29 protein-coding genes are annotated in these 23,179 nt (G+C 58.8%); 2 read left to right on the forward strand and 27 right to left on the reverse strand.

The features are described from left to right. Positions 1 to 468 precede the first annotated feature (468 nt). Positions 469 to 1,329: an FkbM family methyltransferase gene (locus DXT96_RS06425; protein WP_153513872.1), complete on the forward strand. Its 861-nt coding sequence runs from the start codon at positions 469 to 471 to the stop codon at positions 1,327 to 1,329. Here the strand turns inward: DXT96_RS06425 and DXT96_RS06430 are convergent. The 8 genes from DXT96_RS06430 to DXT96_RS06465 are packed head-to-tail and all read right to left on the reverse strand — an operon-like array spanning position 1,318 to position 7,153. Beyond that, complete coding sequence (locus DXT96_RS06430) at positions 1,318 to 1,851, reverse strand: DUF4376 domain-containing protein (protein WP_153513873.1); 534 nt, start codon at positions 1,849 to 1,851, stop codon at positions 1,318 to 1,320. The genes DXT96_RS06425 and DXT96_RS06430 overlap by 12 nt on opposite strands. A 9-nt stretch (positions 1,852 to 1,860) precedes the next feature. After that, entirely contained in the window at positions 1,861 to 3,024 is a 1,164-nt protein-coding gene (locus tag DXT96_RS06435; RefSeq protein WP_153513874.1) for a hypothetical protein, read from the reverse strand. A 14-nt stretch (positions 3,025 to 3,038) separates the two neighbouring features. After that, on the reverse strand, positions 3,039 to 3,719 hold the full coding sequence (locus DXT96_RS06440) for a DUF2612 domain-containing protein (protein WP_153513875.1): 681 nt from the start codon (positions 3,717 to 3,719) through the stop codon (positions 3,039 to 3,041). Next, positions 3,719 to 4,894 carry a baseplate J/gp47 family protein gene (locus DXT96_RS06445; RefSeq protein ID WP_153513876.1) on the reverse strand — a complete coding sequence of 392 codons (1,176 nt, stop codon included), beginning with the start codon at positions 4,892 to 4,894 and terminating at the stop codon, positions 3,719 to 3,721. Before DXT96_RS06445 ends, DXT96_RS06440 begins: the two co-directional genes overlap by 1 nt. Continuing rightward, positions 4,894 to 5,247, reverse strand: a complete 354-nt coding sequence (locus DXT96_RS06450; protein WP_153513877.1) for a hypothetical protein — start codon at positions 5,245 to 5,247, stop codon at positions 4,894 to 4,896. Before DXT96_RS06450 ends, DXT96_RS06445 begins: the two co-directional genes overlap by 1 nt. Beyond that, a complete protein-coding gene (locus DXT96_RS06455) occupies positions 5,247 to 5,909 on the reverse strand; it encodes a Gp138 family membrane-puncturing spike protein (protein ID WP_153513878.1) in 663 nt (220 codons plus the stop codon). The genes DXT96_RS06450 and DXT96_RS06455 overlap by 1 nt, the downstream gene beginning before the upstream one ends. Next, complete coding sequence (locus DXT96_RS06460; protein WP_153513879.1) at positions 5,909 to 6,838, reverse strand: hypothetical protein; 930 nt, start codon at positions 6,836 to 6,838, stop codon at positions 5,909 to 5,911. The genes DXT96_RS06455 and DXT96_RS06460 overlap by 1 nt, the downstream gene beginning before the upstream one ends. Positions 6,839 to 6,841: 3 nt before the next feature. Further along, on the reverse strand, positions 6,842 to 7,153 hold the full coding sequence (locus DXT96_RS06465) for a hypothetical protein (protein ID WP_246670528.1): 312 nt from the start codon (positions 7,151 to 7,153) through the stop codon (positions 6,842 to 6,844). A 66-nt stretch (positions 7,154 to 7,219) separates the two neighbouring features. Between DXT96_RS06465 and DXT96_RS06470 the strand changes: the two genes are divergently transcribed. After that, positions 7,220 to 7,681 carry a hypothetical protein gene (locus DXT96_RS06470; RefSeq protein ID WP_153513880.1) on the forward strand — a complete coding sequence of 154 codons (462 nt, stop codon included), beginning with the start codon at positions 7,220 to 7,222 and terminating at the stop codon, positions 7,679 to 7,681. Positions 7,682 to 7,685: 4 nt separating this feature from the next. Here DXT96_RS06470 and DXT96_RS06475 read toward each other — a convergent pair whose 3' ends face one another. The 19 genes from DXT96_RS06475 to DXT96_RS06565 form a co-directional block, all read right to left on the reverse strand. Continuing rightward, complete coding sequence (locus DXT96_RS06475) at positions 7,686 to 8,210, reverse strand: phage baseplate protein (protein WP_112591623.1); 525 nt, start codon at positions 8,208 to 8,210, stop codon at positions 7,686 to 7,688. Then, entirely contained in the window at positions 8,210 to 10,078 is a 1,869-nt protein-coding gene (locus tag DXT96_RS06480; RefSeq protein ID WP_153513881.1) for a phage tail tip lysozyme, read from the reverse strand. The genes DXT96_RS06475 and DXT96_RS06480 overlap by 1 nt, the downstream gene beginning before the upstream one ends. Next, positions 10,078 to 10,236, reverse strand: coding sequence for a hypothetical protein (locus DXT96_RS06485; protein WP_153513882.1), 159 nt, complete (start codon positions 10,234 to 10,236; stop codon positions 10,078 to 10,080). Before DXT96_RS06485 ends, DXT96_RS06480 begins: the two co-directional genes overlap by 1 nt. A 29-nt stretch (positions 10,237 to 10,265) precedes the next feature. After that, positions 10,266 to 10,667: a phage tail assembly chaperone gene (locus DXT96_RS06490; RefSeq protein WP_153513883.1), complete on the reverse strand. Its 402-nt coding sequence runs from the start codon at positions 10,665 to 10,667 to the stop codon at positions 10,266 to 10,268. Further along, positions 10,667 to 11,110 (reverse strand): DUF3277 family protein, encoded by a 444-nt coding sequence (locus DXT96_RS06495; protein ID WP_153513884.1) that lies wholly within the window; start codon positions 11,108 to 11,110, stop codon positions 10,667 to 10,669. Before DXT96_RS06495 ends, DXT96_RS06490 begins: the two co-directional genes overlap by 1 nt. 24 nt (positions 11,111 to 11,134) lie before the next feature. After that, positions 11,135 to 12,619 carry a DUF3383 domain-containing protein gene (locus tag DXT96_RS06500; protein WP_153513885.1) on the reverse strand — a complete coding sequence of 495 codons (1,485 nt, stop codon included), beginning with the start codon at positions 12,617 to 12,619 and terminating at the stop codon, positions 11,135 to 11,137. A gap of 3 nt (positions 12,620 to 12,622) precedes the next feature. Beyond that, positions 12,623 to 13,204, reverse strand: coding sequence for a hypothetical protein (locus tag DXT96_RS06505; protein WP_153513886.1), 582 nt, complete (start codon positions 13,202 to 13,204; stop codon positions 12,623 to 12,625). After that, positions 13,201 to 13,584, reverse strand: coding sequence for a head-tail adaptor (locus DXT96_RS06510; protein WP_153513887.1), 384 nt, complete (start codon positions 13,582 to 13,584; stop codon positions 13,201 to 13,203). The genes DXT96_RS06505 and DXT96_RS06510 overlap by 4 nt, the downstream gene beginning before the upstream one ends. A 2-nt stretch (positions 13,585 to 13,586) precedes the next feature. Further along, positions 13,587 to 14,060: a hypothetical protein gene (locus DXT96_RS06515; RefSeq protein ID WP_153513888.1), complete on the reverse strand. Its 474-nt coding sequence runs from the start codon at positions 14,058 to 14,060 to the stop codon at positions 13,587 to 13,589. Between the two features lie 35 nt (positions 14,061 to 14,095). Then, positions 14,096 to 14,410 carry a hypothetical protein gene (locus tag DXT96_RS06520; RefSeq protein ID WP_153513889.1) on the reverse strand — a complete coding sequence of 105 codons (315 nt, stop codon included), beginning with the start codon at positions 14,408 to 14,410 and terminating at the stop codon, positions 14,096 to 14,098. Between the two features lie 11 nt (positions 14,411 to 14,421). After that, a complete protein-coding gene (locus DXT96_RS06525; RefSeq protein WP_153513890.1) occupies positions 14,422 to 14,808 on the reverse strand; it encodes a DUF4054 domain-containing protein in 387 nt (128 codons plus the stop codon). A 3-nt stretch (positions 14,809 to 14,811) separates the two neighbouring features. Continuing rightward, the gene (locus DXT96_RS06530) at positions 14,812 to 15,366 is read right to left on the reverse strand and encodes a hypothetical protein (protein ID WP_153513891.1); all 555 of its coding nucleotides are present in this window, start codon (positions 15,364 to 15,366) and stop codon (positions 14,812 to 14,814) included. A gap of 67 nt (positions 15,367 to 15,433) precedes the next feature. Then, positions 15,434 to 16,471, reverse strand: coding sequence for a DUF2184 domain-containing protein (locus DXT96_RS06535; protein ID WP_153513892.1), 1,038 nt, complete (start codon positions 16,469 to 16,471; stop codon positions 15,434 to 15,436). A gap of 73 nt (positions 16,472 to 16,544) precedes the next feature. Then, positions 16,545 to 17,045, reverse strand: a complete 501-nt coding sequence (locus DXT96_RS06540) for a hypothetical protein (protein WP_153513893.1) — start codon at positions 17,043 to 17,045, stop codon at positions 16,545 to 16,547. Positions 17,046 to 17,066: 21 nt separating this feature from the next. After that, a complete protein-coding gene (locus DXT96_RS06545) occupies positions 17,067 to 18,872 on the reverse strand; it encodes a DUF2213 domain-containing protein (RefSeq protein WP_153513894.1) in 1,806 nt (601 codons plus the stop codon). A gap of 186 nt (positions 18,873 to 19,058) precedes the next feature. Further along, positions 19,059 to 19,862 carry a phage minor head protein gene (locus DXT96_RS27370; protein WP_371418799.1) on the reverse strand — a complete coding sequence of 268 codons (804 nt, stop codon included), beginning with the start codon at positions 19,860 to 19,862 and terminating at the stop codon, positions 19,059 to 19,061. Beyond that, positions 19,859 to 21,301 carry a DUF1073 domain-containing protein gene (locus tag DXT96_RS06555; protein ID WP_246670529.1) on the reverse strand — a complete coding sequence of 481 codons (1,443 nt, stop codon included), beginning with the start codon at positions 21,299 to 21,301 and terminating at the stop codon, positions 19,859 to 19,861. Before DXT96_RS06555 ends, DXT96_RS27370 begins: the two co-directional genes overlap by 4 nt. A 38-nt stretch (positions 21,302 to 21,339) precedes the next feature. After that, complete coding sequence (terL, locus tag DXT96_RS06560) at positions 21,340 to 22,824, reverse strand: phage terminase large subunit (protein ID WP_153513896.1); 1,485 nt, start codon at positions 22,822 to 22,824, stop codon at positions 21,340 to 21,342. Further along, a complete protein-coding gene (locus DXT96_RS06565) occupies positions 22,784 to 23,158 on the reverse strand; it encodes a DUF5681 domain-containing protein (protein WP_194287565.1) in 375 nt (124 codons plus the stop codon). Before DXT96_RS06565 ends, terL begins: the two co-directional genes overlap by 41 nt. Positions 23,159 to 23,179 lie beyond the last annotated feature (21 nt).

Consider the following 23,179-nt stretch of genomic DNA (forward strand, 5'->3'; position numbering starts at 1 on the left):
GAACAACGCTAGACAGATACCCAGACCCGCTTGGGAACTACGAGCCAGGAAATTGCCGTTGGGCAACTAACCGCGAGCAATCGGTAAACAGAAAGAGTTCTATTCTGGTTGACCATGAGGGCGACAAGATATGCTTGAAAGATTTTGCCAGCATCATGGAAGTTCCCTATCTCGCGCTCCATGCCCGCGTCGTTTACCGCAATCAAAACCCATATAGCGCAGCAGAAGCTATGCGGCTTCGGGCCAACAAGCCATCTTAACCGGCTGGAGCCATTCCAGCGGAAGCTTGTAAGTCATAGCGATGTCCTGATTGTGGGTTATGGGTGCCGGATCCTATCGGCCGGGGTAACAGTTTGCCGTCGCGCGTGCCCTGAAACGGGCCTCGGCATTTGAGCAGAGATTGAAATGTTCTTCGTGCGAGGCTAAGGCTGATAAATTGCTGTTCGGTAGCTTTGTGAGGGAAGACGTTTGACGGGCGAAAACAACAAGAACAATACGATCCGAGCTCTCTTTGAGAGTTTCCTCCGGCGCGTACCATTCGCTCGATCCGCGTATTCCCGGCTGGATTTGATGCGGGATGAGATCAACGGTCTAAAAAACGCGGTAGACGACGCATTCCGGCAAGGCGCTGCCTCAGTGGCGTTACCGCCGAGCATGCTTGCTGACCAACGCCGCCTAGTGCCAAAGCCATCCGTCATCGTCGATGTTGGCGCTCACCACGGGCAATCGACGGTCGAATATCTCGATGCTTTCCCATCTGCCCACGTTTTTGCCTTTGAACCAGACGAAGCCAACAATCGTCAAGCGGTAGAACTATTGCGCCCTTATGGCGATCGTGTCCGCTTGTCACGATTGGGGCTAGCCGAGCATGCCGGCAAAGCCTCTCTTCACATTAACTCGCATGATGGCACCCATTCTCTGCTGCCAATTGGCGACATGTCGTATTGGCATGGTCAAGCGAGTGAAATTGAGAAAGTTGATATCGAAACAACCACTCTGGACAGCCTGGCGGCTAGTGAGAGGTGGGATCATATCGACATTCTCAAGATGGACATTCAGGGGGCTGAACTGGCCGCGCTGAAAGGTGGAGCAGGTTTGCTGGCTGCCGGAGCTATCGATTTGCTCTGCCTTGAGGTCGAGTTCGAGCATCTTTATGAAGGTCAACCGCTTTTCTGGGAAATTGCGGCCTATCTCAACTCGCTAGGCTATCGCCTGTACCGCGTCTATGAGTGGCAATACGGATTGACGCGATCAAACGAACTTTGCTGGGCCGATGCTATCTTTATCAGCCCTCGCTTGCGGAGCGTGTCGAATGGCCTAGGCGGCTGAACTATCGGACGGCCATTGAAAGGCATCGATCTCGGCGATTTCCGTGATCTCGCCTGATGTGATCAGAGCGTCGATCGCTTTTTCTACGACAAACGACGCCTGCACATGCGCACCAACAGCAAGCGCCGTTGCTTTGATCTCCGCGCCCGACAAAGTCATCCAGCCAGACAACGATTTAAATGCGGTGGAGGCTGCGCCTGAATTGACGATATATGCATGCGCGTTGGCCACCATCGACTGACTGTCTCGACTGGTGTCGATTCTTGCGCCATTGACGACAATACCGCCGGTCTCCACAGCAAAGCGCTTTGCGCTGGCATAGGCGCGTAGTTCATCGGCTGTTTTTGCGGCAACAACCGGCGCGGCGAAGGTTTCCCCGTCATAGGTCCAGCCAGCCTTCACCTTTTTTGTGGCGGGAACGAAGGTGTTGGCGATATCCACATGGTAGACATCCACGGGATTGATATCGGCAAGGTCAACGACCTCAAGCACGGCGCCATCGCTGATACGAGCATAAATCATGATCGGCCCTCAGTTGATTATCTGGATGATGATGCCGCCGGCAGCACCCGCAAGGCCTGCAGCCCCCCCTGTGCCACCAGAACCGCCGCCCCCGCCGCCCGGCCAAACACCTGCGATGTTAGGCCCCGCACTCTGGACGCCGGATGGTGCACCAAAGGGCGTCCCGCCTCCGGCCCCTCCAACCCCCGTGCCATTTGGCGCAGCGGGCAACGCGCCCGTACCAAATCCACCGATCAGATTGATATCGCCACCGGTGCCAACACCACCCGTTGTAATATTGCCAATGACGGCAAACTTACCGTGGACGCCGGGGCTGCCGCCAGTTGCTGAGAGGATGCCACCAAACGATGTTGTCCCGCCGCTCGTCCCGCTGCCACCTGTTGCTCCACCAGTCCCCGCAGCGCCAACTGTATACGCAAGGGTTTGACCAGGAGTGACATCAATAATCTTGCGGGTATAGCCGCCACCAGCCCCGCCAGTGCCGCAATACTCGTTGGCCATATTGGATGCGCCGCCGCCGCCGCCGCCGCCGCCCCAAATCTCAACCAGTATGCGGGTAACACCAGCTGGGACGGTATAGGTGCCGGACCCTGCCGTGTTGTAAACCGTGACATCGGTGGCAAAGCGGACCGCCAGAGGAGTCGAGACCTGGGCGTTCGTGCCGTCATAAACAAATGTGACCGCCGTCCCGGCCAGGAGCTGGCCCTTGAGAAGGGCATTTGCGCCGGATGAGACAATCGGCACTGCGCCGAGACCGTTGACATTGAGCGTGCACGCGCCCGTGTTGGTCGTGGTGATGATACCGCGCAAAGGCGTGCCAACCAGATCAGCCCAAGACGTCGGGACTGGCGATAGCGTCATCGTCAAAGCATTGGCAGTACCACCGACCGCGGCGAACAGCCAAGGCTGCTTTTGCAGTGTGCGAACAAAGCTATTCTCCAGAGTGTCGACATTGCCATCGTCAAGCGCGTCATACCCGCCGTAATCAAGGATGAACTCGCCCATCATGGCCGAGATAACTGAAGACTGGCGCCAGACGGTATTGAGTTGAGCGCTGACGGCTGTGCCAGCGGTGAACCCAGATAGACGAGCGGCAAGGCCATTGTATGCTGAAGGCGTGAGGACGTTTGCCCCGCCGGCTGTGCCGAAGGGAAGATACTGGTTCGTTGCCATGAGTACCCCGAATTTTAGGATGTGAAGTAGGAGGGGCCGACGCCCCATGAGCCGTTATCAAACCCGCCGATGTATTGGTTATCCACGTCGAATCCGAACACTGGCGAGTTGTTTACAGTCGTGATCGCATAGTTGATCCGCACGCCCTCCGGCTTGATCGGAAGGAACCCTTGGTTCAGCAGAGCGATAAAGAGCAGCGACGGGATGGCACCGGAAATGCCAACCGTCATTGTCATGTCGAAATTGTCGATGACGAAGATATTGGTCCCCGGCGACTGCGAGAAAACCAGATTGAATGCGGCCTGCGCCGTTTCAACTCGCCCGTCCCACTGGTTCGCGGCAATTTTCGCCCGGAGAAATATCCGGTACGTTTCATCATCAAGCCGCGTGACGCCACTGTCACTGTCATATGGCCCCTTCCACACGCCGAGATCGAAGCCCCGAAGCGCGTCATCAAAGCTGAACCAGATGTTCGGTATCGGCGTCGGTATGAAGCGGGACCGGCCGACCCATTGGCCAACGGCATCAAGCTGAACGCCTATCGCTGTATCCAGATCAAAGTCCTGCGGCATACCGCCAAGCATGACCTGAAGGTTTTCGAAAGGATCGAGAACCGCCGTCAGAGTCGAGGTGAAGACTGGCTTCCCGCGATAGTACGGCGTAATGAGATTAAGATAATCGTCGGTTGTCGCCATCACGTCACCGTGACGACGATATTGGTGACACTGCACGCCGCCGCTTCATTAAAGGCAATGGCGATGTCCGCGGTGGCCAATGAGTCCGCGAGTTTTGCGATCTGCAAATTCGTTACCTCATATGTCGCACCGGAACTGTTGTTGCCGAGGTTGGCCGGGACGTAGAGGCGCGTGTAAAACACGCTCTGACCGATCGGCAAGGCGTTGATGTAATCGGCCACTGCCTGCTTCAGTGCGTTCTCGATCGCTACCGTATAACCCGCGAATGCCTTGACGGTGATGCCAGCTTTGATCCCGACAGATACCGGGCGCGAGAACTTGACAGCGTGCGAAACACCGATCGCATCCACCACTGTGACGGTCGTGGTCCCGAAGGTTCCAGAACCCGGCGTTTTCTTGTCCGCAATCGTCTGGCCGATGGTCTGGGCATCCCCGCCCTCTACAATCAATGCAATCGAATGGCTCGGTATGCCGTTGCTGTCGGTGACATCAGTGTCGTTCTCGTAGGCACGGTATCGCGTGACGCCAGTGATAGCCGCCACGGCCCCGACAATCCCCTCCAGAATGGTCAGTGACGGCAATGCGGTGGACGTTGCCTGACGGTTGCGCAGGTTTGCATCCGTCTCAACCGGGTTGCCAGAATTGGCGACGGCTGCGTTCGAAACGCTCTGCCAGCCGCGCGTCGGCGTTGCGATGGTCGACACAGCGCCGATAGCAGCGGTGACGGCTCCAATGGTCTGGCAAACTGCGGTAACAGTAATCGTGCCGGACGGCGGGATAACCACACTGGCTGGGAGGCTCCAGTTGTTGCTTGCGTCGTCCGACACGATGCCATTGGTAACCGTCGTGCCGGCAACGCCGATCAGGGCCACATCAACCGTCGAGTTTGATGCGATGTTGCGCGCAATCCCGTTGATCTTTACGACGCTGGACAGCCCCACGCCCTGCGCCGTCGAAGGCGAGAAGGCGCTATAGACTGAGGCAGCCATGTTGTTGGCATCGGTGATCGCCAGCGCCAGAAGCGCGACAAACTGGCCATCAAGGGAATCGGGTTCCAGATAAACGTCGGACCCATAGATGCCCTGATACGCGCTCTTGAGATAGGTCAGCACGTCCGTATAGGCCGGAACGCTGATGCCGTTCTGATCAATCACGCAGACTGGTGTCGTAGCCATCAAAGCGTCCCTGTCACTGTCGTCTTGCCGTATTCGGTCGATATTGTGGCCGAGACGTTGTACTCTCGGGTTTCCCGGCTCAGGTCACTGGAATACGCATCGATCTGCGTCACACCCTGCGTTCCGAGGATACGCGACCGAATGACTGCATCGCGCGTCTCGCCGGTGTATTTGCCGAGAACCCGCGTCTTCCACGGGATGCCCTCGGATGTGTCGAGGAACCATTGTCCCTGCTCCAGAAAGAGCCGCGTCAGCACGCATTGCGCCGGACCATCCGGAACGTCTCTCCAGAAGTCCTGCTGTTGGCGGCCGAAGGAATAATCGCCGTTGGCGTCTAGCTTTCTCACTCGCATCAGAGCACCGCATAAACCTTGTTCGACGGTCCAGCTTCTGTGGAGACGCGGGAACCGCCCATGCCGCCAAGATCAACTCTTGATGGGGTGATGTTTACCAGCATTTCCCCGACAGTCATGTTGACTTGAGACGGGGTAAAGGTGCCGCTTGAACCACTGGTCTTTACCTTCACATCGTCCTCTTTAAGAGAAACTGTGGTGTTCCCGCTATCAGACCGGAGTTGAACGGAATCGTCGCTGACGTTGGCCAGAGCCTTGTTATTCGACCGAAACCCCACCATCGCAAAACCATCGGACAGGTCATGCGTGCGCGCATCGATCTGGCTTTGCACACCCCCGCTTTGCTGCCAAGCATCACTTGGGCGAGAGGAGAATACGACAAGCGCCTCGTCTCCCGCCTTGACCGGGAATGTCATTGACGCCCCACCGCCGGTCGGGAAGTGCATCGGCACGTCAGTCAAGAGCGGAAGGTCGACGGCCTTCACAGAACCGTCGGGCATCTTTTGCTGGCTCTTAATGGCCGGCTGAAGCGTTGCCGTTTGCTTGGCGAAATCGACCGACTGGACTATGGCCGGAACCGCAGTCCATAGCGAAGCCTTGAAGCCGTCGAGCATGGCTCGAAAGGCTTCTTCCATATCGCCAGTGCGTTCACGAACGTCCATTAGAGCGCGATCCCTTGCGATGCGATTGAAAGAGGTATTGGCCCCTTGCCGTCAGCGCGGAGGCAAAGGATTTGCGTGTACCAAGGATCCCCTCGGGTATCCCCGATGTGGTTGACCACAAGGCATTTGTAATAGCCGTCGTCAGCCGTCGACGGGATCATGGCGTTGTTGACGACCGCCGTGTAATCCGCGCTCAGCTTGGCTTCCTGCACCGATGCCTGGTTGATCTGGATAAGGCTTCCCGGCCCGATCTGCGGGTTGAGAAGGCACGTCACCAGAATGCCGTCGATCGACTGGATCGGAAGCCCGATCATGCCGGTGCGCGAGTTGAGGACGATTGCCCCGCCCTCTTTCGGCTCGTTGTTCTTCGTGACCGTCAGTTCATTGTTCTGGATCGACCAGCTTGTGCCGGTCGATATCGCAATGGTCCGAAGGATATCCCGAGCCATGCCGAACATGACGCGCGACCGGGGCATCTTCTTGTCGCCCAGATCGGCAATCTTGCCCAAGGTGATGCCAAACGGCTTGAGAGCCTCATAGGCAGTCATCACCTGGTCGCGGTATGTGTGGCCGGCCGCCAGCGTCTTGCTCACCACAGCGTGGTTGTAAGCCTGATCGCCGCCCTGCGCGATGATGTTCAGATAGGTGTCGACTGGATTTTCACGACCGGAACGTTTCTGGATGATCTGGCCTTTGAAGATCAGGCCGGGGTTCTGCTCGTAGCCCGCCTCAAGCGTGACTTCCGTCCCCTCTCCCTTGATCCTCTTCACCGTCTGATCCGACAGGTTCGATATCGTGATGTCACCAACATTCGGAGACTGCAGGTTATGCTGCGTCACCTGAAACCGGATGCGGAGCTGCGACAGGTCAACGCTGTCACCGCCGCCAGCCACTGTGAGCTTGCAATACCGGAGCCATTGCTGGGCCATTGATCAAACCTTGGTATAGAGATGCGACGTGGTGCCGAGATTATCGAACGTCGGCACTGCATCGGGATCGCCGTCCGTCGCGACATACAGCGCCACGCCGATCCCGAGATATGCGTATTGCGCCAAGAGATCAGTGCCGGTCACCATGGGGAGACCATTTGCAAGCGGGTTCCCATCGGCATCGGCAATATCCAGCAGCCATCCGCCCATATCCGCCGCCACATAACGCGTCGTCAGTTGGTAGGTTGTTTCCTTCAAGATGATCGAAAACGTCTCTGGTGAGCCGCTGAGAGGGATTTCGTAGTATGTTGCCACGGCTAACCTCTCGACATTTCAAAACAATTGCCCATCATCGTCCAGATTAACAACCTGGAGAACTGAATGAGAAAATCTCTCGCCCTGATCGCACTTGCTGTCTCAACCCCTGCCCTAGCGGCGGGAACGGTCCCATATGGCTCGCGCGCCGGGATGGAGGTAACCGTCGTGCGAATGAGCGGGCTCGACACCACGAAGGCCAAGATCATCACCAAGCACACCCGCGAGAACGCCATCAGCTTCTGCCGGGACTACGTCCAGAAAGTCACCGAGGACTGCATCAAGGAAGAGATGTCCGTTCCTCTGAACGATTCCGTCTCTGCAAATTGCAAGACAGGCGAATTTGAAACCTTCACCGGTGAGCGCCTTCGCTTCGCTGGGAAATCCAGAAGCCCCAGCATGTCGAAATACCGCGTGATCGACCTTGCTACGAAGCAGGACTTGGACGGATCATCCGCCTCCGGTTATCCCGTCGCAATGTCGATCTTCAAAGCCCTGTGCCCAAGGACGGCCCCGCAAGATTACTGATCTCTCAGCCGTCGCGCGCGTAGGTAAATCCGGTCGTCTGGTACTGCTTCGCCCCACCATTGCCGATCGACGTTGTACGCGCCGCTTGGCTTTGCTGGCTCTTGGGTGCCGAGGTCGTTGTCGTGCTGACAATGATGATCTCGCGAAGTCCGACCGTCACCAGCAGCGCATTTTCGGAGTGCTCATCTGTCACCACTTCAAGCGACCGGATCAGCATGTTCGAATAAGAGCGCTTGCCGGTGAAGACCGAGAACGGCTGGCGCATCTGCTGGAGCGCTAGAAGCTCCTGATAGACCGCCTGCACATATCCAGTCGTTCCGGCCGTCGAGTTTGACCACCCGCATCGCATCTCGATCTCGGATGGCATCTTGAATGCATGGTCAGAAATCGCCGCGCCCTGCTCCACCGGATGATCAGTGATCACCAGTTGGTCGCGGTGCACCTCTTCCACGACCACATCGGGGATGATGAACCCGATGAGGCGCGTGGGCGAGAAGATCAGGGCAAAGGCGTCGTCAAGCAAAGACATCAGCGAATTGCCCCTTGAGTGTTGCGCAGAAGCCGGCCGTTGACCGTTTCCTGCTTGCCTGCCACGGCGTTGGCCGTGTCTGTCGGGTTGGAACTTCCGATCACGGTTATGTTCGTGTTCTGGTTCATCGTTGCAGAAGTGCCGGAGTTGATGCCAGCGGGCTGCATGAGAGGCGGCACAGCATTTCCACCAAAGGCGGGATGCGCGCGCTTGAACTTCTCAGGATCGCCACCGGTGCCTTGCGGTGCATCTTGCAACGTCCTTGCCCAGCGATAAGCGTTATCCGTTCGGATTGCCGTATCTCTGGCCTTGTTCGCGGGCCTCTCGAAGTCATAGACAGCCGCAGACACCGCCTCATCGACGCTGTTGGCTTCCATCATTTTCCGCCATGCCTTGCGAGCGCCGGCATCATTCGACTGCGTGAGTTCCCAATAGGCGCCTTCCAGCTTCTTCTCGTGCGACGTGTTCTTGTCCCACATGTCGATGCCGGTTGCCGAAAGGATCGCGTTTCTGCGGTCCCTGTGGTGCTGGAACGGGCCGCCAGCCAGGCCGCCGTCACCAACCGCATTCGGGTTGAAGTTGGATTCGCCTTGCTCGTTGCCGACCATGGCAAGAGACGCTTCACGAGACAGACCCTTGCTGCGCCAGAACCGGTAGGACCGAAGCGCGTTCTCGGATTGCTGACGGGTGTTGACCGCCGGCCCGCGCTGTGGGCTTCCAGAGCCGCCAGCGCTTCCACCGCCGAACCATCCCTTAACTTTACCCACGCCCCAGCGCAGCGCATCATCAACGCCCCAACGCCCGAGGCGCGGCGCATTGGTGAGGCCGTCGCCGGGATTGATGATCGAATTCGCTCCGGCTGCTGCCGCACCATAGATGCCCAGCATGCCGAGGAACTTGCCCATCAAGCCGCCGCCCGTGCCGCCGACGAGCAGCCCAAGCATGGAGATAAGCTTGCCAAGCACCGCAGCGCCGACAAGAACCTCTATCGCCGCCACCAGCCCTTTATCGCCGGTGATGGATTCGGCAATATTGGTGAAGCCGGTCCAGACTGGTTCCAGCTTATCCAGGACCTGTCCGAGATTGGTTGCCAGCGTGGCGATCGCCTCAGCAGCATCACCGAACGCCTTGGAGATGGCAGGACCGTTGTCGACCATCCATTTCTGGATCTTCTCCATGTATTCGGTGATTTTCGGCATATTGTCCGTGAGGACTTTGCCGAAAAGAGTTTCGATGCTCGCAGCCATGGCATTGACGCCACGCATGAAGTCGCGCGATGCCTTAGAGGCCTTATCGCCGTTAAGACCGAACGCCCGATCCCGTTCTTTCTGCTCCTTGATGAACCGCTGCAACTCGCCGCTCTGGAGAGCGCGAAGCATGGTTTCATCGATGCCGAGAGCCGACGCATACTGGTTTGCCTGATAGTAAGGCATCGACTTGAGCCGCTTGCCCAAATCCTCCATGACGTCGATCTGGTCGCGAAGCTGGCCGTTGCGGGACCGTGTCTGCACCCCGAGCGACTTGACCAGGCTTTCATAGCCGGGGTTTGTGCGCAGCGTCTGTCCGAAGGATTCTATCGAGGCAATCGCACCCTGATACGACCCGCCGAGTTGCGAGACCGCATAGGATAGCGCGCGGATATTCTGGACAGAAGCGCCCGTGCGCTGCGATGTCCAGTAAAGGCTATCGAAGTTCTTCGCGACCTGTTGAAGCGCTTCTGCGGTCGTTTTTGCCGCCGCAACGATGGCCTTCGACATAAGCTCGGCCTGCAGCGTGGCAGACCGGACGCTATCCTTGAATTTCTTCTCGGACTGCTGGTCGACCCCGTAGCCGATGGAGACAAGGAACTCGCGGATGGTATCGGCCATCAGTTTTCCCTCGCCGCCTTTTGCGCACGCTGTGTGTTTTCGTCCAGCGCATCGATTGCTTCATTCATCTGCGCGATGTCGCACAGGTCGACGGAGCCGTCTTTCAGGCTCTCGTATCGGCAAAGCCCCCGCATCACGGGACGCATCAGCCAGTCCATGCCATCCGGCAGGCTGACCGGATCGAACGTTACGCCGGCTTCTGATCGGGGGATGCTTGCTGGCCGGCGCTCATAAAAGGGAGAAGATTGTCCGACACCACCTGAAAGACGATGCGAAGCAGGACCGTCATATCCATGTCGGCAAACATCGGCTTGTTGGTGCCACGCGTCCACACCCGCACATAGCCAGGGCCATCGAGGCGATAGACGACGCTCATGCATTCCGAGATGATGTAATTCACGTCATCGTCGGGCATCTTGCCGACAATCTCAAGCAACGGCTGCAAGGCGCCGATGTCACCCTTGATGCTTTTCAGCACGTTGGGGACAACGGCAATCACAGGGGCGATCCGCCGAGCGACGTGAAACTGCTGCATCGCGTCGAGCTTCTCAGCCCGGTATTTCACGTCGTTGATCTCGAAGTCCGACATTATACGCCCTCACCCAAAATCTGGTCGATCTTGCCTGCCTGCCACGACCATTCGACGGTGTTGCCGTCCTTGGCATAGGTCAGGTCTGGAGCCTTAGCGAAAGCGCAGATGGCAGCGGTGATGCTGTCACCACGGGCCGTGTCGCGTATCGTGATGGTGTTGCGACCGTGCAGAGCCGATGACGTGGTCTGGTAATTGTAGAGCGTCATGAGTTGCTTGTTGACCGGGCTGGTTTTCAACAGCCGTACCGAAACACTGCCAGACTTGCCGGCGTGGAGGGAGTGCATTGCACTACCGTCGGCGCCGATCGTCATGGTGTTTTTGTCTTCGGTCATCGTGACGGTGATGCCTTCCTCGGAGTTGCCGGAGCCATTGCCGAGAGAGAAGTTTCCACCGGGGCCGGCAATCGAGGCCGTCACGTCCAAGAAGGAATACGTTGCCATGTTTTATCCTTTCAAAGCAACCGATTACCGGTTGACGTTGATAATCACGTTTACCTTGTGGACGGCGCCAGCGAGCTTTGCAGCAACCTGAATGGTCGGAGCTACGCGGGTTTCACGGGCGGCCTGCGTCTGCGAAGCCACCTTGGGCGCGTAGACGTAGTAGCCCTTGGTCAGCGTATCGCCCTGGCTCAACTCACCAAAGCCACCGGCATTCCAGACGCCGGGGGCGACCAGGCCATTGTTGACCGCCTCATCCATCGTGGACTCGATCACGTTGACGATCAGGTTCACACCGGCGTCGGTCTGCGGAATCTTCGTCGTGGACTGGTAGAGCAGATTGTAGACGTTGTTCTGGACTTCGTTTTGCAGCCAGTCCGTGCCATGCACTTCATCGAAGAAGTACCCGTTGGCCATCACGCCTTCCTGAATGATCGCGGTGTCATTGGCGTAAGCGACGAAGACGTTACAGTTCTTGCTCTTGAGAGCATTCGCCTGCGTCTGGGTAAGCGTTTCAGCCGATACTCCGGGCTCCTGCTTGAACTTCAGCGTGATCGTGCTGTTGTTCGCCGTGAAGTCCACGGTGAAGGCGCGACCGAGCAGCGATGCCACGGCGTAAGGCGACGAGGACGAATACTCCGTCACGGTGCGCTTGTAGTTTGCCGTTTTCAGTAGCGACGGCAGATCGTTCGTGACGGTCGAGTCCAGCGCCTGCGTGCTGGTGATGGTGATGCCCAAGATATGTGATACCGCAGCGCCCTCGATGAAGGCAGCGGCAGCAAGGTATGCCGCATCGTTCGGAGCGGTAGCGGTTGCGACCGTAACGCCGTACCAGTCGTTGGACATGTCGGCAAAGGTCGTCAGGGCAGATACCAGCGTCTCGGCGGCAATGCCATCCACCGGAGCCGAAGCCGCGCCCGTGGTGAGCTTGAGCTGTGCGGAGATATCCGTGCCGGAGCCAGTAGCCGAGGCGTAGCCGACGGTCGATGTAACGCCCGTCGTATCGGACTTGACCATGAACCGGCCATTGGTGGCATCCCACGTCACAGTCGCGCCGGTGAGCGCCGTGTCGATAACGGAGGCTACACCGTTGAGGTTCGTCTGTGCCGAGAAATTGAGCGTCGATAGCGTTTTCGTGGCACCGTCGATGTCGATCTTCATGGAGCCGGCCGTGATGGACGTCCATGCCGACATAAGCTGTTCAGAAGCCGTCAGGACACCACCGTTCAGCGTGCCCTTCGTCGCGGTCTGCGCCCATCGGCCCACATAGAGGATTGCCGGCTGGGGGCTTTGCGAAAAGAACAGGTTGGCGGCCAGATATTCCGGGGCAGTCGTCCCGAAATCAGATGCCACGCCGTCGAGGTCGGAATAAGTCCGCATCCTCTGGCCGGTGTCGATGACGTCGCTGGATCCGAGGATCAGGAGCGCGCCGAAATTGCGTGCGGCCGCGGCGATGGGGCTCAGATTAACCGAGACGTTCACCACGTTGTTGACATTGAGACCTGTCGCCATTGGCTATCGCTCCTGTGCGGTCCAGTTTTCGGAATTGTTTGGGGTTTCGATGGAGCCACCGGCCCCAAGAAGGTTGAGAACCGGATAAGTCCTCGTGATCTGTCGCCTCAGCGTGAACGGCACGTCGAAACGGCGCATCCACTGCGTGCTGATGAGTTCGGGCGCTGCAATCGTGTCTCTGGCCTCGTAGAAGGCCATTCCCTGCGACTGAAGCACTTCCGTGTTCTGCGGTATCTGAAGGCCATCCTTGAAGGCTGCGGCGTTTGCCTGCCCTGCTGGCCCGTAGAAGGAAACAAGCAGTTCGATCGTTTCGTGGGTGATCGACTGATCGCTTCCATCACCCGTGCCGATGTGGCGCACGGCATTGAAATTGTCTGATCGCTGGCGGGTGATCCCGAAGGCGCACCAGTTGACGTTGATCGCCGGCTGCTTCGGTGGGTTCTGCTGCCACCGGGGGCGAACGAGAGAACCGGCGAGCCCCGTAATCCCGACGATTGCCGCCTGTATCTGGTCTTCAAGTTCGGCGTCCTGAGCCGGTCCTGTCGACGTAGGCTGGAGATAGCCGCCCGTTGCTGACGTGTTCATGTCGGTGAAACCTCGAGCAGGTCGGTCATCGTGAAGATCGCCGAAACAAAACCCGGCCCGAAGTTCGTCCAGTCGTTCAGCGCAGTCAGGCGATAATTGACGCCGTTCCACGTCATCTGGTCAGCCTGCGTCGTCTGGGTCGCAGCAGCGAGCCTGAAGGTGGTGTAAATCATCACCGAGCCCTCAACCCTTGTTAGTTCGGGAAACCGCTTCAGCATGTCTCCATGGCCGGCCACGATGACACCAACGACGCCGGGAAATGTTTCGGTAGTAATGATCGGCCGCCCGTTCGATCCCATCGTCTCGGTCTCGCGCGTTATTGTGACCGTGTCGCAGAAGTCGGGATCGGAGAGGATTTCAGTGACATCAAGCGTTGCCATGGTCACTCACCTTTCGGACGAACCGCATAAGAGATGCTTTGCCGAAGCGAACCGGTGTCGATCAGCGGCTTCTCACCTGAACGGCCTTTTGCCTTCCGCTTCGCCAAGGTGGCTGGCGCGAGAGGATCAAATGGCCCATCGGTGATTTTCTTCTGCACCGCGGCCTGCCCGATCAGCCCGACCTTGTGCAGCGTCTTGTCGGCGGCTTCCGCGTCACCCGTGAGTGATTTGATCGCCCCGGCTTCCATTGTCTTGCCGATTTCGGGCTTTGCGTTCTCGATGCCAGGCACAAGGAACGCGCGCGGTGGGATATTCTTCTCCGGCACCCCGGTTTCCATCAGATAGCCGATCTCGGCATTCGTCAGCGGGGCTTTTTCCCCGTCGTCCGGAGGCCGATCGGCTTTGTCCATCGGAACCCCGACGAGAACTTCCTTCTTCGTCAGGGCCTTGATTTCAGACAGAACCTTGTCGACCAAATCTTTCTGGACCGTGAGGCCGAGTGTGTTAGCCATCAGGCGGTTACCCAGCGCGCCTTATCACCGGGGTTGACGAAAAACGGCGTAGGTGTGGACGCTGCGACAAACGCCCGCGTAGCAGTAGCGGATGACGGATCAACGGGGCTCGCGCCGAAGGTCACCCAGCTATCCGCCGATGCGATGACGTTGCAGATCGGGTTCGACGCGTTGTCACCGACAGGTGCCTGCGTGGTTGTGGTGCCTAAGCTGGAAAGCGTTTCAGCGGCCTGTAGAAGCCCAAGGACGGGCGCTCCGTTTGCGCTGCCCTTCAGTTGCTGACGCCATTCAAAATGCACTCCAGAGAGAGCCATGTTGATCTCCGTTAAAGCTGGAGACCGCCAGCACCAAACATGTCCCGCAGATCAGCGAAACGCGTGCCGTAGGTCGTGAGATTGAGATTGCCGGCGCCCTCGACGGTGGCGACAGTAGTGTCGTAGCTGACAGAAACCCCATCAACCGATTTCGATGACTGAACGCCAGAGGACGAGCCCGGAATGCCGCCAACCGAAGCCGCCTTGCTATCCTTCTTCCAGATCACAAGGTTATGCGCGGTCAGCAGATAGACGCCGAGGTCGTAGAGCGTTCCCCATCGATCAAGGTTGACGAGATTTTGAGCATATCCGAGCCACAGATTGACCGTGGCGTCGGGATAGGCGGTGGTGTCAGCGAATTCAGGGAACGCGGTTCGGAAGCCTGAGGCGTCGGCCATGGATTATTCCGTCCCCTGGCTACCTTCGTTGCCGCCTTGGTTTTCACCGGGCGCCTGCGATGCATCTTCCGTCTGAGCCTGTGCGGCATCTTCAGCGGGAGCGTCTGCCTTGGCCTTCTTGGAGGACTTTGGAGCGGCGGTCCGCTTCGCTGCTGCATCCTTGCGGCCCTTGAGCGGGTTCGGAAGAAGGCCGTTGGGCACGTCTCCACCCTTCGCGACAGCAGTTTCAGCCTGTTCCGCGGCCCTCATCTGTGCCATGCGGATGGCTTCCTGGCTCTGGCGAACTGCTTCGTTCTGCGCGGCTACCTGTTCAGCGGCAAGCCTCTCGGCTTCCGTCTGAGCCTGTGCGGCGGCTGCGCGGCGCTCTTCTGAGGCCTGAACCATCCACTCATGACTGCCTTCCGTCGGCGCGGGAGGTTCAAACCCTTCAAGATGGGCCTTAGTAAACCAGTGATCCGCAATTTCCTTGCTGACGTCGTGTTCACCAACGTCGAACACCTTGATCTCGCCGCTGTCCAGCGTGAGCTTGAACGGTTTGGCGACAGTGATCTTTGCCATCGTGATTTCTCCTTTTGATGGGATCAGGCGGGGAATTGGATATCCCCGCCCGCTCGATGGCTTGGCGTCAGATGCCGTCCATGTAAGCCAGTGTTTCGCCGTAGCGCGCCTCGACCTGACCGATGCGACCGAAGTAGGTCGTGATCTGGTAGAGCGAGCGATACTCAATCGGCGTGCGCTGCATCGGCACCAGCGGGAAGCGGACGTACTTCGGATCCTTGGAGTACGCCACCATGCGGTCCGTGCTGGATGCGCCGCGACCGGTCAGCCACTTCAGCGGCTGAATGTTCAGCGGCTGGCCGTTGACCGTGTTGGAGATGCAGTTCTGCTTCAGGTATTCCAGGATAGACACGTTGCCGGCCGTGGAAACCGTCTGCGAGGCGAGATAGCCGAACTGCGCCGGGGGAATGCGCAGATCGCTCGGCGCCACGGCATAGCCGGACGCTGCCCATGCTGCGTTGAGCACGGCGTTGACGTCCTTCAGGATTTCCGCCGGGGTCTTGTTGATCCAGAGCGGAGAACCGCCGGCGCCGTTGGGGGCGTTGGTCGGGGTAACCGATGCGAGGTTGCAGAGGCCGTAGCAGGACGGCAGAGTGCTATCCCCGATGTAGACCTGCTCATCGATGTCCATGTTCCACTTCAGGGTCATGGCATCGTATTTCTGCGTGTCGACCGGGCGGCCCAACTGTGCGGCGCTTTCGAGTTCCGGGATGGTCCAGGAAAGCTCCATGCCCCAGAGGTGCAGAGGCTGGGGGGTCTTGCCGATATCGATCTGGATGGTGGAGATCGCATTCGCGCTCTTGCTGATCCAGTTCTTGCCGGTCGGGGTGATGCCGCCAGGCGCTGCGAACGAGCTGTTGGTGAACGAAGCGAGTTCGTCGCCGATCTGGACGTCTTCACGCAGGTCGATGTCACGCGACCATGTGTAATTGACCAGCGGCTGGTTCAGGGTCTGGTCGAGACGCTCAAGCTCGCCAACGAGGAAGGCGCCGGCAGAGTCGATGGTTGCCCGGTCGAAAGTCGTGAAATTGTCGCGGGTCTTTGCGCGCAGGGTCACCGGCGAGGTAGGTGCGGTGCTGCCCACGATGTTGCGAGGATGGAACATGTGTTTCTCCGAATGAACGACGGCAGCGCCGCCTCAGATGATGGGGATGACGGCGGGGTTACCGCCGCTTGGATCAGATGTTGTAGGCGATTTCGACGTTGCCGTTGGCGTCTGCGGGGCCCATGAACGTGAGGCCAGCAGGGGCGACGGTGTTAGTGGAGTCCGCAGCGCCTTCAAAGCCGCCGATGGGCTTGCCAGTGGCAGCGGCAGCAACGCGGATGTAGACCTGACCGCCCTTTGCGACGGTCGCGCCGCCGTTTAGCAGGATGGTCATGTATCCGCGCTTGAGGAACGAGCCAGTTCCACCTGTCTGCGTTGGCGTAGCAACGCCGAGAGCGTCACTGGCCGTGCTGGACGACTGGAAAGGGAACGACTTCACGTTGATCGCTGCGAGAGCGGTTGCTGCTTCGCCGCCAGTAAACGGCACGTAGGCGCCGCTGGAGAGCTTGGCAGCAAGGCCGAAGGCAGTGAAAGGGGCAGAGGCCGAGTAGAGGCCCGGTTCAACCGTGGCATGCTCGGTGCGGGTGAGAACGCCAGCGATACCGGCTGGCATGCGGGTCAGGTAAGACACCATGGATTATCTCCTTGGGAGGGGTCAGCGCTTCCAGAAGGCGCGGTTGCTTTCGTTGATGCCCTTGATCGAGTTCGAGTGAGCATCGGTGGCAGCGCGCCGGGTATCGAATACCTGAGCGCGGTTGTTGGCTCGCTTGGCGAGTTCGGAAGCGCCCACGAACATCTGCTTTGCAGCGTCACAGGTGAGCTTCGTGAAATCGGGGCGATCACCGACAAAGGGAGAGACGAATTCCTTGCGGTCGTCGTCCTTGAAGGCGTTGGTCAGAGCCTTGCGGCGCAGAGCGCAGAGCGAGCCCGCGGTCTTCTTCTGGTCGACCTTGGCGTCGAACGTCGGCAGTTTGATGCCGGGGGACAGGATTTCGGCGCGGGCGAGCGTATCGGTGAACTCGGATTTCAGACCGGCGGAATCAGTGGTCTTGCCGGACTTTTCTTCGTCCGTCTTTCCCTCTTCCTCGCCTTCCTCGTCCTTGGTTTCACCGTCGTCTTTGTCGCCGTGTTCATTGTCCACCGTCTCGCCAACTTCACCGGCTTCCAGCTTGGCAAGGCGCCCAGCAATGTCGGTGATGGCGGCGGTGAACTTTTCGTCCATGGCCTGGATCAGAGCGGCGACGTCAGGCTGTTCGCCGTCGTCGTTGGTCTCGTCAGTCTTTTCGACTTCCGGCTGCTTCAGTTCGATTACGAGCTTCTGCGGCTCCGAACCTTCGTCCACCTTGTCGAGTTCTTCAGTCAACGCGGCCTCATCCTGGGCCTTGAAGGCTGTCCAGATGCGATCCCGCAATGTACGTTTTGCACCCATCTGGGAGCCTCCTGTACTGGTTAGAGATTGGTTGTCGCCAACGAAACACCGGGGGCCGCAACGCCCCTTATCGACAAGGGCGACGTGGTTGCCGATGATGTTGGTCTGCCGGCCTTTGCCGGGTTCGATCTGCTCGTAATCGGCGTCGTAGCCGCACGAGACCTCGGGATTGCCGGCCGTGACCTTGGCTATCGCTGCATCCTCCTGGATCAGGAAGTCGGCCAGCAGAAAGTCAGACAGGTCGCCAGTTCCCCGGCGTACCGCAACGATGGTCCCTACCGATAGACTGCGCCAGTTGGCGGGGGTCACGTCCTCGTCGGGATGGTCAACCGTGATCGGCTTTCCAAGGAATGACGCGACCGTGGACGGTGCGAATACCTGCGCCTCATCCCGAGAGATGCGAACAAGGCCGTCACGACCTGGATCAACCGGGACTTCGCCGCCGACATAGATAAGTTCCCCGATGCGCGCGATCGGCACGTCTTCGCAAAGCAGGAAGCCTTCAGGCGTCAGGCTGCGCTTCGGGCCGATCTTCACGGGTGTGTAGAAGCGGAACTGCGCGTCTTCGCTCGCAGCCTTGTCACCGGTCAGTTTGCCCTCAGCAAGTGTTCTGGCGACCGCTGGATGCATCGGCTGGGGCAGATCGTCCAGCGATGCCCAGCGATAGGCCGTGTGTTCCCCGTTCAGCGTCGGAATGAACTTCGGAGAGCCGGCACAGACGAATGTCGTGAACTCCATCCCGGTCGGCGTATCACGCGTATCCAAAGAGCGAAGCGTGCGGATTGGGACATTACCCATCTCTTCGATTGCTTCGCGTCTGGCGGCTTCCTCGGCCGTTTCTCCGTCCTCTGCCTTGCCACCGGGGAATGCCCAATGACCGGCAAAGTTCTCTTCCTTGGGCGAGCGCTTGAGCAGCAGCACGGTATTGTCGTCGGCAACGAATACGATCCCGGCGGCGATGTCCTTCACCGTCACAGGCGGCGCGCTGCCACGCGAAAGCACTGCCCGCAAACTCAAGTTGCCAACGGCCATTCCATCACCCTCGATTTTGTGCAAATGTGCGGGCGATGAAGTTGCCCAGACTTTCCCCCGACGCTTTAATCGAGGAATTGAACGATCAGGCCAGAGAGGCCTTTGTCGATACGTTCCCGCATGTCGAGCAGGCGGATACGCTAGAGGCGGATGCAGCGGCCTTCATTCAGTCGGCCACCAAATTCCTTACCGATATTGTGGACGAGGGCGGCCAAGGCGCGGAACGCGCACAGCGGATACTTCATCGCCTGGAATGACTGGTTCTGGATAACACCGGCAGTTGGGAAACTGGCCCGCATGCCCCTTCATCCCATCCAAGGTTGGCGGCGAATCCCATCGGACGAATTTGCCATTCATCTCCTCGTGGGAATGCCGCACATCCTCGTCTTCAGCCGTTCTCCAAATATATCCCTCGGAGCCGACATACTCGGCTCTTGCCCTCGTCAGTTCCGTTCCGGTCCGGCTTACCTCGGTTCGGGCAATCGTGTTGGCACGGCTCTTGGCAACGTCACCGCTGCGCATGATCTCTTCGGCCACATACTGAGGACGCTTGCCCTCGGTAAAAGCTTTGGTTGATATCTCCCTCACCCGGTCCGCGGCCTCTTCCGGCAACGACTTGATGAGCTTGACCTGATCATGCAGCCGTTCCCGCATCACAGCGCCGGTAGGAGCGCTTTCGATCTCCTTGGCAATGCCTTGGCCTATCCGGCGGGAAACCTCCATCCATGCCGCTCTATCGCGACTGGAGACGTCTTCCAGCATCCGAAGGGCCGTTGTCTCCGCCCATCCGCCGATGACATTGCTGTACCGGCGAAGGGCTTGCTCGATCTTGCTTGCCGATGATGGGTCACCGACGGTGTAACCGCTGGCGATATCACCGATCACCCTCGCAATCTTGCGAAGCTGGATCGCATATCGGGATTCTGCCTTCTTGGCCCGGATGAATGCCGAGCGGCTTTTCCTGTCTCCGGCTTTATCGAAGGTCTTCACGTCTTCCCGCCTACAATGGCCGCGAGTGGCTTGGGTTCTGGCTTGACCTCAGCGACGTTCTCAGCCTCAGCACCTTCCTGTCCTGTAAGGTCTCCAAGATCGGGAACCGGAGGATTTGCGTCCTCTTCTTCAGCGGCCTTGATTTCCTCATCAGGGATCGATGAGAAGATGCCCGTGACTTCCGCCGACTGGCGAAGTGTCTTGAGAGCGGTTGCCTTTCCGATCAGCCCTTCGGCATAAGCCGACGACGTGGAACGCTCGACCGATTCCGCGACCTCCGCCTTTTCCTTCTCGCTCATCTGCCACAGCGGGTTGAACTTGAATGAGAAGTTCTTGGCCGGCGCTTCACCGAAGAATGACCGATGCATGACGTCGAACAGGATCGTCAAAGGCAGCTTCAGGCGACGTTCCTGCTGTGCCTTGACGCTATCGTAGTAATTCCGCAGGTCGCTCTCACCTGTGGCGTTCATACCTGCCGGCGACTGCCCGAAGAGGCGGACCAGAGGGATGTCGATCGCACCGGACAATTGCTGGCCGAACTGGAGCAAGACAGCATCCAGACCTGAGAAGGTGTAACTATCGGCCTGAAACGAGTCCTCACCATCCAGAAGCGTCAGCCCTTCGTTGGACTGGTACTTGCGGATCATATCCATCTGCTTGACCATGGCGTCCATGGCCGGGCCGCCGGACGCGATGACCTTGCGCAGATCCTTGATCTTCACCGTCCGCAGGTGTGCCTTGTAGACAAGCTGTGCCGCGCCCTGCGTTGCGCTATCAAAGCCCACCAGTCGGTCATACAGACGCTCGACAACCGAGATGCCCCAACCGTTCTCCGTCAGCTTCTGCTGGAACGGCAGTTCATACCCTTCGATGCGGATGACGCGCGAGTAATGCACCTTCTTGTTGATCAGCGCCGGGGCGTTCTGGTTGACGGTGTAGAACTCAGGTTGCCCGAGATACGGGCCATACTCTGTCACCGGCCGGTTGAGCGACGGCTGCACCATCCATCGATCGAGAACCAGCAAGCCCTTAAAGGAATCTTTGCTGATCGTGTCGCGGCGCAAAGGGGTGGACACGTCCTGCCCCTCGATGAGCATGACGGCAACAGCGCCACCGTAGAGACGAGCCCACTTGATAGTGTCGTTCAGGTTCTGCCAAATCTGCAGGTTATGCAGACCGACGTGGAACTCCTCGATGTGATCCGGACTGATGTCACCGTTGATGTCCACGCCTTCACGCGTCATGTCCTCGGCAACGACGTCGACCGCCTTACCAACCAGCCATGAACCGCGGTACATCCATTCGAGACGCACACGGTCGCGGCTGATCGGATTGAAGCCATAGCTCGACCCGGTGGACATGTTGTCCGTGCCTATACCGGTGCGCGCCATGAAGTTCTGAAAACTGTCATGGGTCTGCGCCGGAGCATTCGGCTTCATCGTCCGCTTCTGGATGCGGCTGCTGTTGCGTCTCGACATTATCCAGCTAGCCTCTTCCACATGTTTGCGTCGAACCCGTCACCGAGCGCCAGTTCGTTCAGCGCGTCGGCAAAGGCATCCACCTGGTCATCGAACTGCCCATTCGGGAACGTGCATATCTCGTCCAGAAACGCTTCGTTCCAAGGACCGCGTACCAGCTTCACGTTGCCCGCTTCCGCCTGAGCAGATGCAGGGCGCGCCCGGGTTGCCTTGTCACCTGTCGGGGCAACAACGACGACGTCATAACCAGCCAGCAACCTAACCTTGGATTCCGCGTCGGCTTTACCGGCCGCGCCGGGGTCTTGCGGCATTCGTATGCGCGTGAACACGCCATCTTGCGTGGCAGTGTTCTTCAGGTTCGTATTGACCTCAGAAGCCGACCACCGCCCGCGCCTGACGTCCTCGACGTAGAACGTATCATTCACCTTCGCCATACCAAGACCAACGGTCCAGTCCGGCTGCCGTCCCGGTTTCGCCTTGCTTGCCGCAAAGTCCCACGCCCTGCACCGCTGCGCATTGGCTGGGACCGCGTCCACAATCTCAAAGTCACCGCGCTGGAACATACCCCCAGATCGAGGAGATGGCCGCTGCTGAAACTGTCCCGCGACGGCATAGGAACCCATAGGGATCTTGTCACGTTCAACGACCTCGCGCGGGAAGCGCTCAGGGAAAAGCAATTCCCCCTCTTCCGTGCGCGGATCGCCAAACCCGATCGACGTGTGGCACCGACGCTCTGGCTCAAATTCCATGGGGAACATCAAATGCTCATACCCAAGACCAAGCTTCAGTATCTGCCCCGACACGTCACTTTCGTGCAGACGCTGCATGATGACCACGATGGCCGACGAAGCCGGGTTATTCAGCCGGGTCGGCACAGCCTCGCGAAAGATGCGCGTCGTGCTTTCTCGCTCTGCATCGCTTTCCGCTGTCTCGGTCGAGTGCGGATCGTCAATGATCACCCGGTCACCACGGCCACCGGTTAGAGAACCGAACGGCATGCCCTCGCGGAAGCCTGTCTTGTTGTTTGCGAATGACGCCTCACCGGCACGGATCAGCTTCACTTCTGGCCACAGAGACTGGAACCAGTCGGAGACAATGAGGTCACGCATGCGGCGGCTATCGCGCTTGACGTACTTCTCAGCGTAGCTCGTGGTCAGATACCGCATTGCGGGGAGCCCCTTCGGCCCCCACTCCCACGCCGGCCATAGAACCGACGTCAGCAGAGACTTCATGGTCCCCGGCGGAATGTTGATCAGTAGCCGGGTTATCTGACCGTCGGTAACAGCCTCCAGGTGCTCACATAGCGCATCAACGTGCCATCCATGGACATAAGGCTGCGAAGGCTCCAGAACATGCCACGCCTCGCGCACGAAGCCTGCGAGGGTTGAGCATCGTTCCCGGATCAGTTCGCCGTCACGCTCAACACGCTGCCGCTCTGCATCCTTAAGCCTCCTCGCCTTCTCCAGGCGTATCAGCTTCAGCATCGTCGCCGGTGACGCCGGCAAGCTTGCGGCAGAGAAGGGCGAATGCGTCAAGCTCGTCATCCCCAAGCACCGTTAAATCGATCTGGACAGGGCCACCATCCGGGCCACTTATCCCTTGCGTGACCTTGCCGTCGAGGCGGTCAGCGATTTCCTTGATTGCAGCGGTGTCACCTTTTTCGAGCAACTGGCGCGCGTTCCATCGGAGAGAGCCCTTATAGGCTTTGCACTCCTCCCCGTTGGCAGCAGCTTCCGCCTCAACAATCAGGCATTCCTTGAACGGTTTCGACTTTGGGCGACCGCCCGGGTTGCCGCTTTGACCTGGTTGGAATGTCATATCCTGTTCTCAAGATTGCCC

The sequence above is a fragment of the Agrobacterium sp. ICMP 6402 genome (assembly GCF_009498615.1).
Classification (GTDB): Bacteria; Pseudomonadota; Alphaproteobacteria; order Rhizobiales; family Rhizobiaceae; genus Agrobacterium; species Agrobacterium burrii.

Coding starts and splice junctions, on each gene's coding strand:
- DXT96_RS06430 (WP_153513873.1), bottom strand. CDS start 1,851: ATGATTTATGCTCGTATCAGCGATGGCGCCGTGCTTGAGGTCGTTGAC.
- DXT96_RS06435 (WP_153513874.1), bottom strand. CDS start 3,024: ATGGCAACGAACCAGTATCTTCCCTTCGGCACAGCCGGCGGGGCAAAC.
- DXT96_RS06440 (WP_153513875.1), bottom strand. CDS start 3,719: ATGGCGACAACCGACGATTATCTTAATCTCATTACGCCGTACTATCGC.
- DXT96_RS06445 (WP_153513876.1), bottom strand. CDS start 4,894: ATGGCTACGACACCAGTCTGCGTGATTGATCAGAACGGCATCAGCGTT.
- DXT96_RS06450 (WP_153513877.1), bottom strand. CDS start 5,247: ATGCGAGTGAGAAAGCTAGACGCCAACGGCGATTATTCCTTCGGCCGC.
- DXT96_RS06455 (WP_153513878.1), bottom strand. CDS start 5,909: ATGGACGTTCGTGAACGCACTGGCGATATGGAAGAAGCCTTTCGAGCC.
- DXT96_RS06460 (WP_153513879.1), bottom strand. CDS start 6,838: ATGGCCCAGCAATGGCTCCGGTATTGCAAGCTCACAGTGGCTGGCGGC.
- DXT96_RS06470 (WP_153513880.1), top strand. CDS start 7,220: ATGAGAAAATCTCTCGCCCTGATCGCACTTGCTGTCTCAACCCCTGCC.
- DXT96_RS06475 (WP_112591623.1), bottom strand. CDS start 8,210: ATGTCTTTGCTTGACGACGCCTTTGCCCTGATCTTCTCGCCCACGCGC.
- DXT96_RS06480 (WP_153513881.1), bottom strand. CDS start 10,078: ATGGCCGATACCATCCGCGAGTTCCTTGTCTCCATCGGCTACGGGGTC.
- DXT96_RS06485 (WP_153513882.1), bottom strand. CDS start 10,236: ATGGACTGGCTGATGCGTCCCGTGATGCGGGGGCTTTGCCGATACGAG.
- DXT96_RS06490 (WP_153513883.1), bottom strand. CDS start 10,667: ATGTCGGACTTCGAGATCAACGACGTGAAATACCGGGCTGAGAAGCTC.
- DXT96_RS06495 (WP_153513884.1), bottom strand. CDS start 11,110: ATGGCAACGTATTCCTTCTTGGACGTGACGGCCTCGATTGCCGGCCCC.
- DXT96_RS06500 (WP_153513885.1), bottom strand. CDS start 12,619: ATGGCGACAGGTCTCAATGTCAACAACGTGGTGAACGTCTCGGTTAAT.
- DXT96_RS06505 (WP_153513886.1), bottom strand. CDS start 13,204: ATGAACACGTCAGCAACGGGCGGCTATCTCCAGCCTACGTCGACAGGA.
- DXT96_RS06510 (WP_153513887.1), bottom strand. CDS start 13,584: ATGGCAACGCTTGATGTCACTGAAATCCTCTCCGATCCCGACTTCTGC.
- DXT96_RS06520 (WP_153513889.1), bottom strand. CDS start 14,410: ATGGCTCTCTCTGGAGTGCATTTTGAATGGCGTCAGCAACTGAAGGGC.
- DXT96_RS06525 (WP_153513890.1), bottom strand. CDS start 14,808: ATGGCCGACGCCTCAGGCTTCCGAACCGCGTTCCCTGAATTCGCTGAC.
- DXT96_RS06530 (WP_153513891.1), bottom strand. CDS start 15,366: ATGGCAAAGATCACTGTCGCCAAACCGTTCAAGCTCACGCTGGACAGC.
- DXT96_RS06535 (WP_153513892.1), bottom strand. CDS start 16,471: ATGTTCCATCCTCGCAACATCGTGGGCAGCACCGCACCTACCTCGCCG.
- DXT96_RS06540 (WP_153513893.1), bottom strand. CDS start 17,045: ATGGTGTCTTACCTGACCCGCATGCCAGCCGGTATCGCTGGCGTTCTC.
- DXT96_RS06545 (WP_153513894.1), bottom strand. CDS start 18,872: ATGGCCGTTGGCAACTTGAGTTTGCGGGCAGTGCTTTCGCGTGGCAGC.
- DXT96_RS06555 (WP_246670529.1), bottom strand. CDS start 21,301: ATGAAGCCGAATGCTCCGGCGCAGACCCATGACAGTTTTCAGAACTTC.
- terL (WP_153513896.1), bottom strand. CDS start 22,824: ATGCTGAAGCTGATACGCCTGGAGAAGGCGAGGAGGCTTAAGGATGCA.
- DXT96_RS06565 (WP_194287565.1), bottom strand. CDS start 23,158: ATGACATTCCAACCAGGTCAAAGCGGCAACCCGGGCGGTCGCCCAAAG.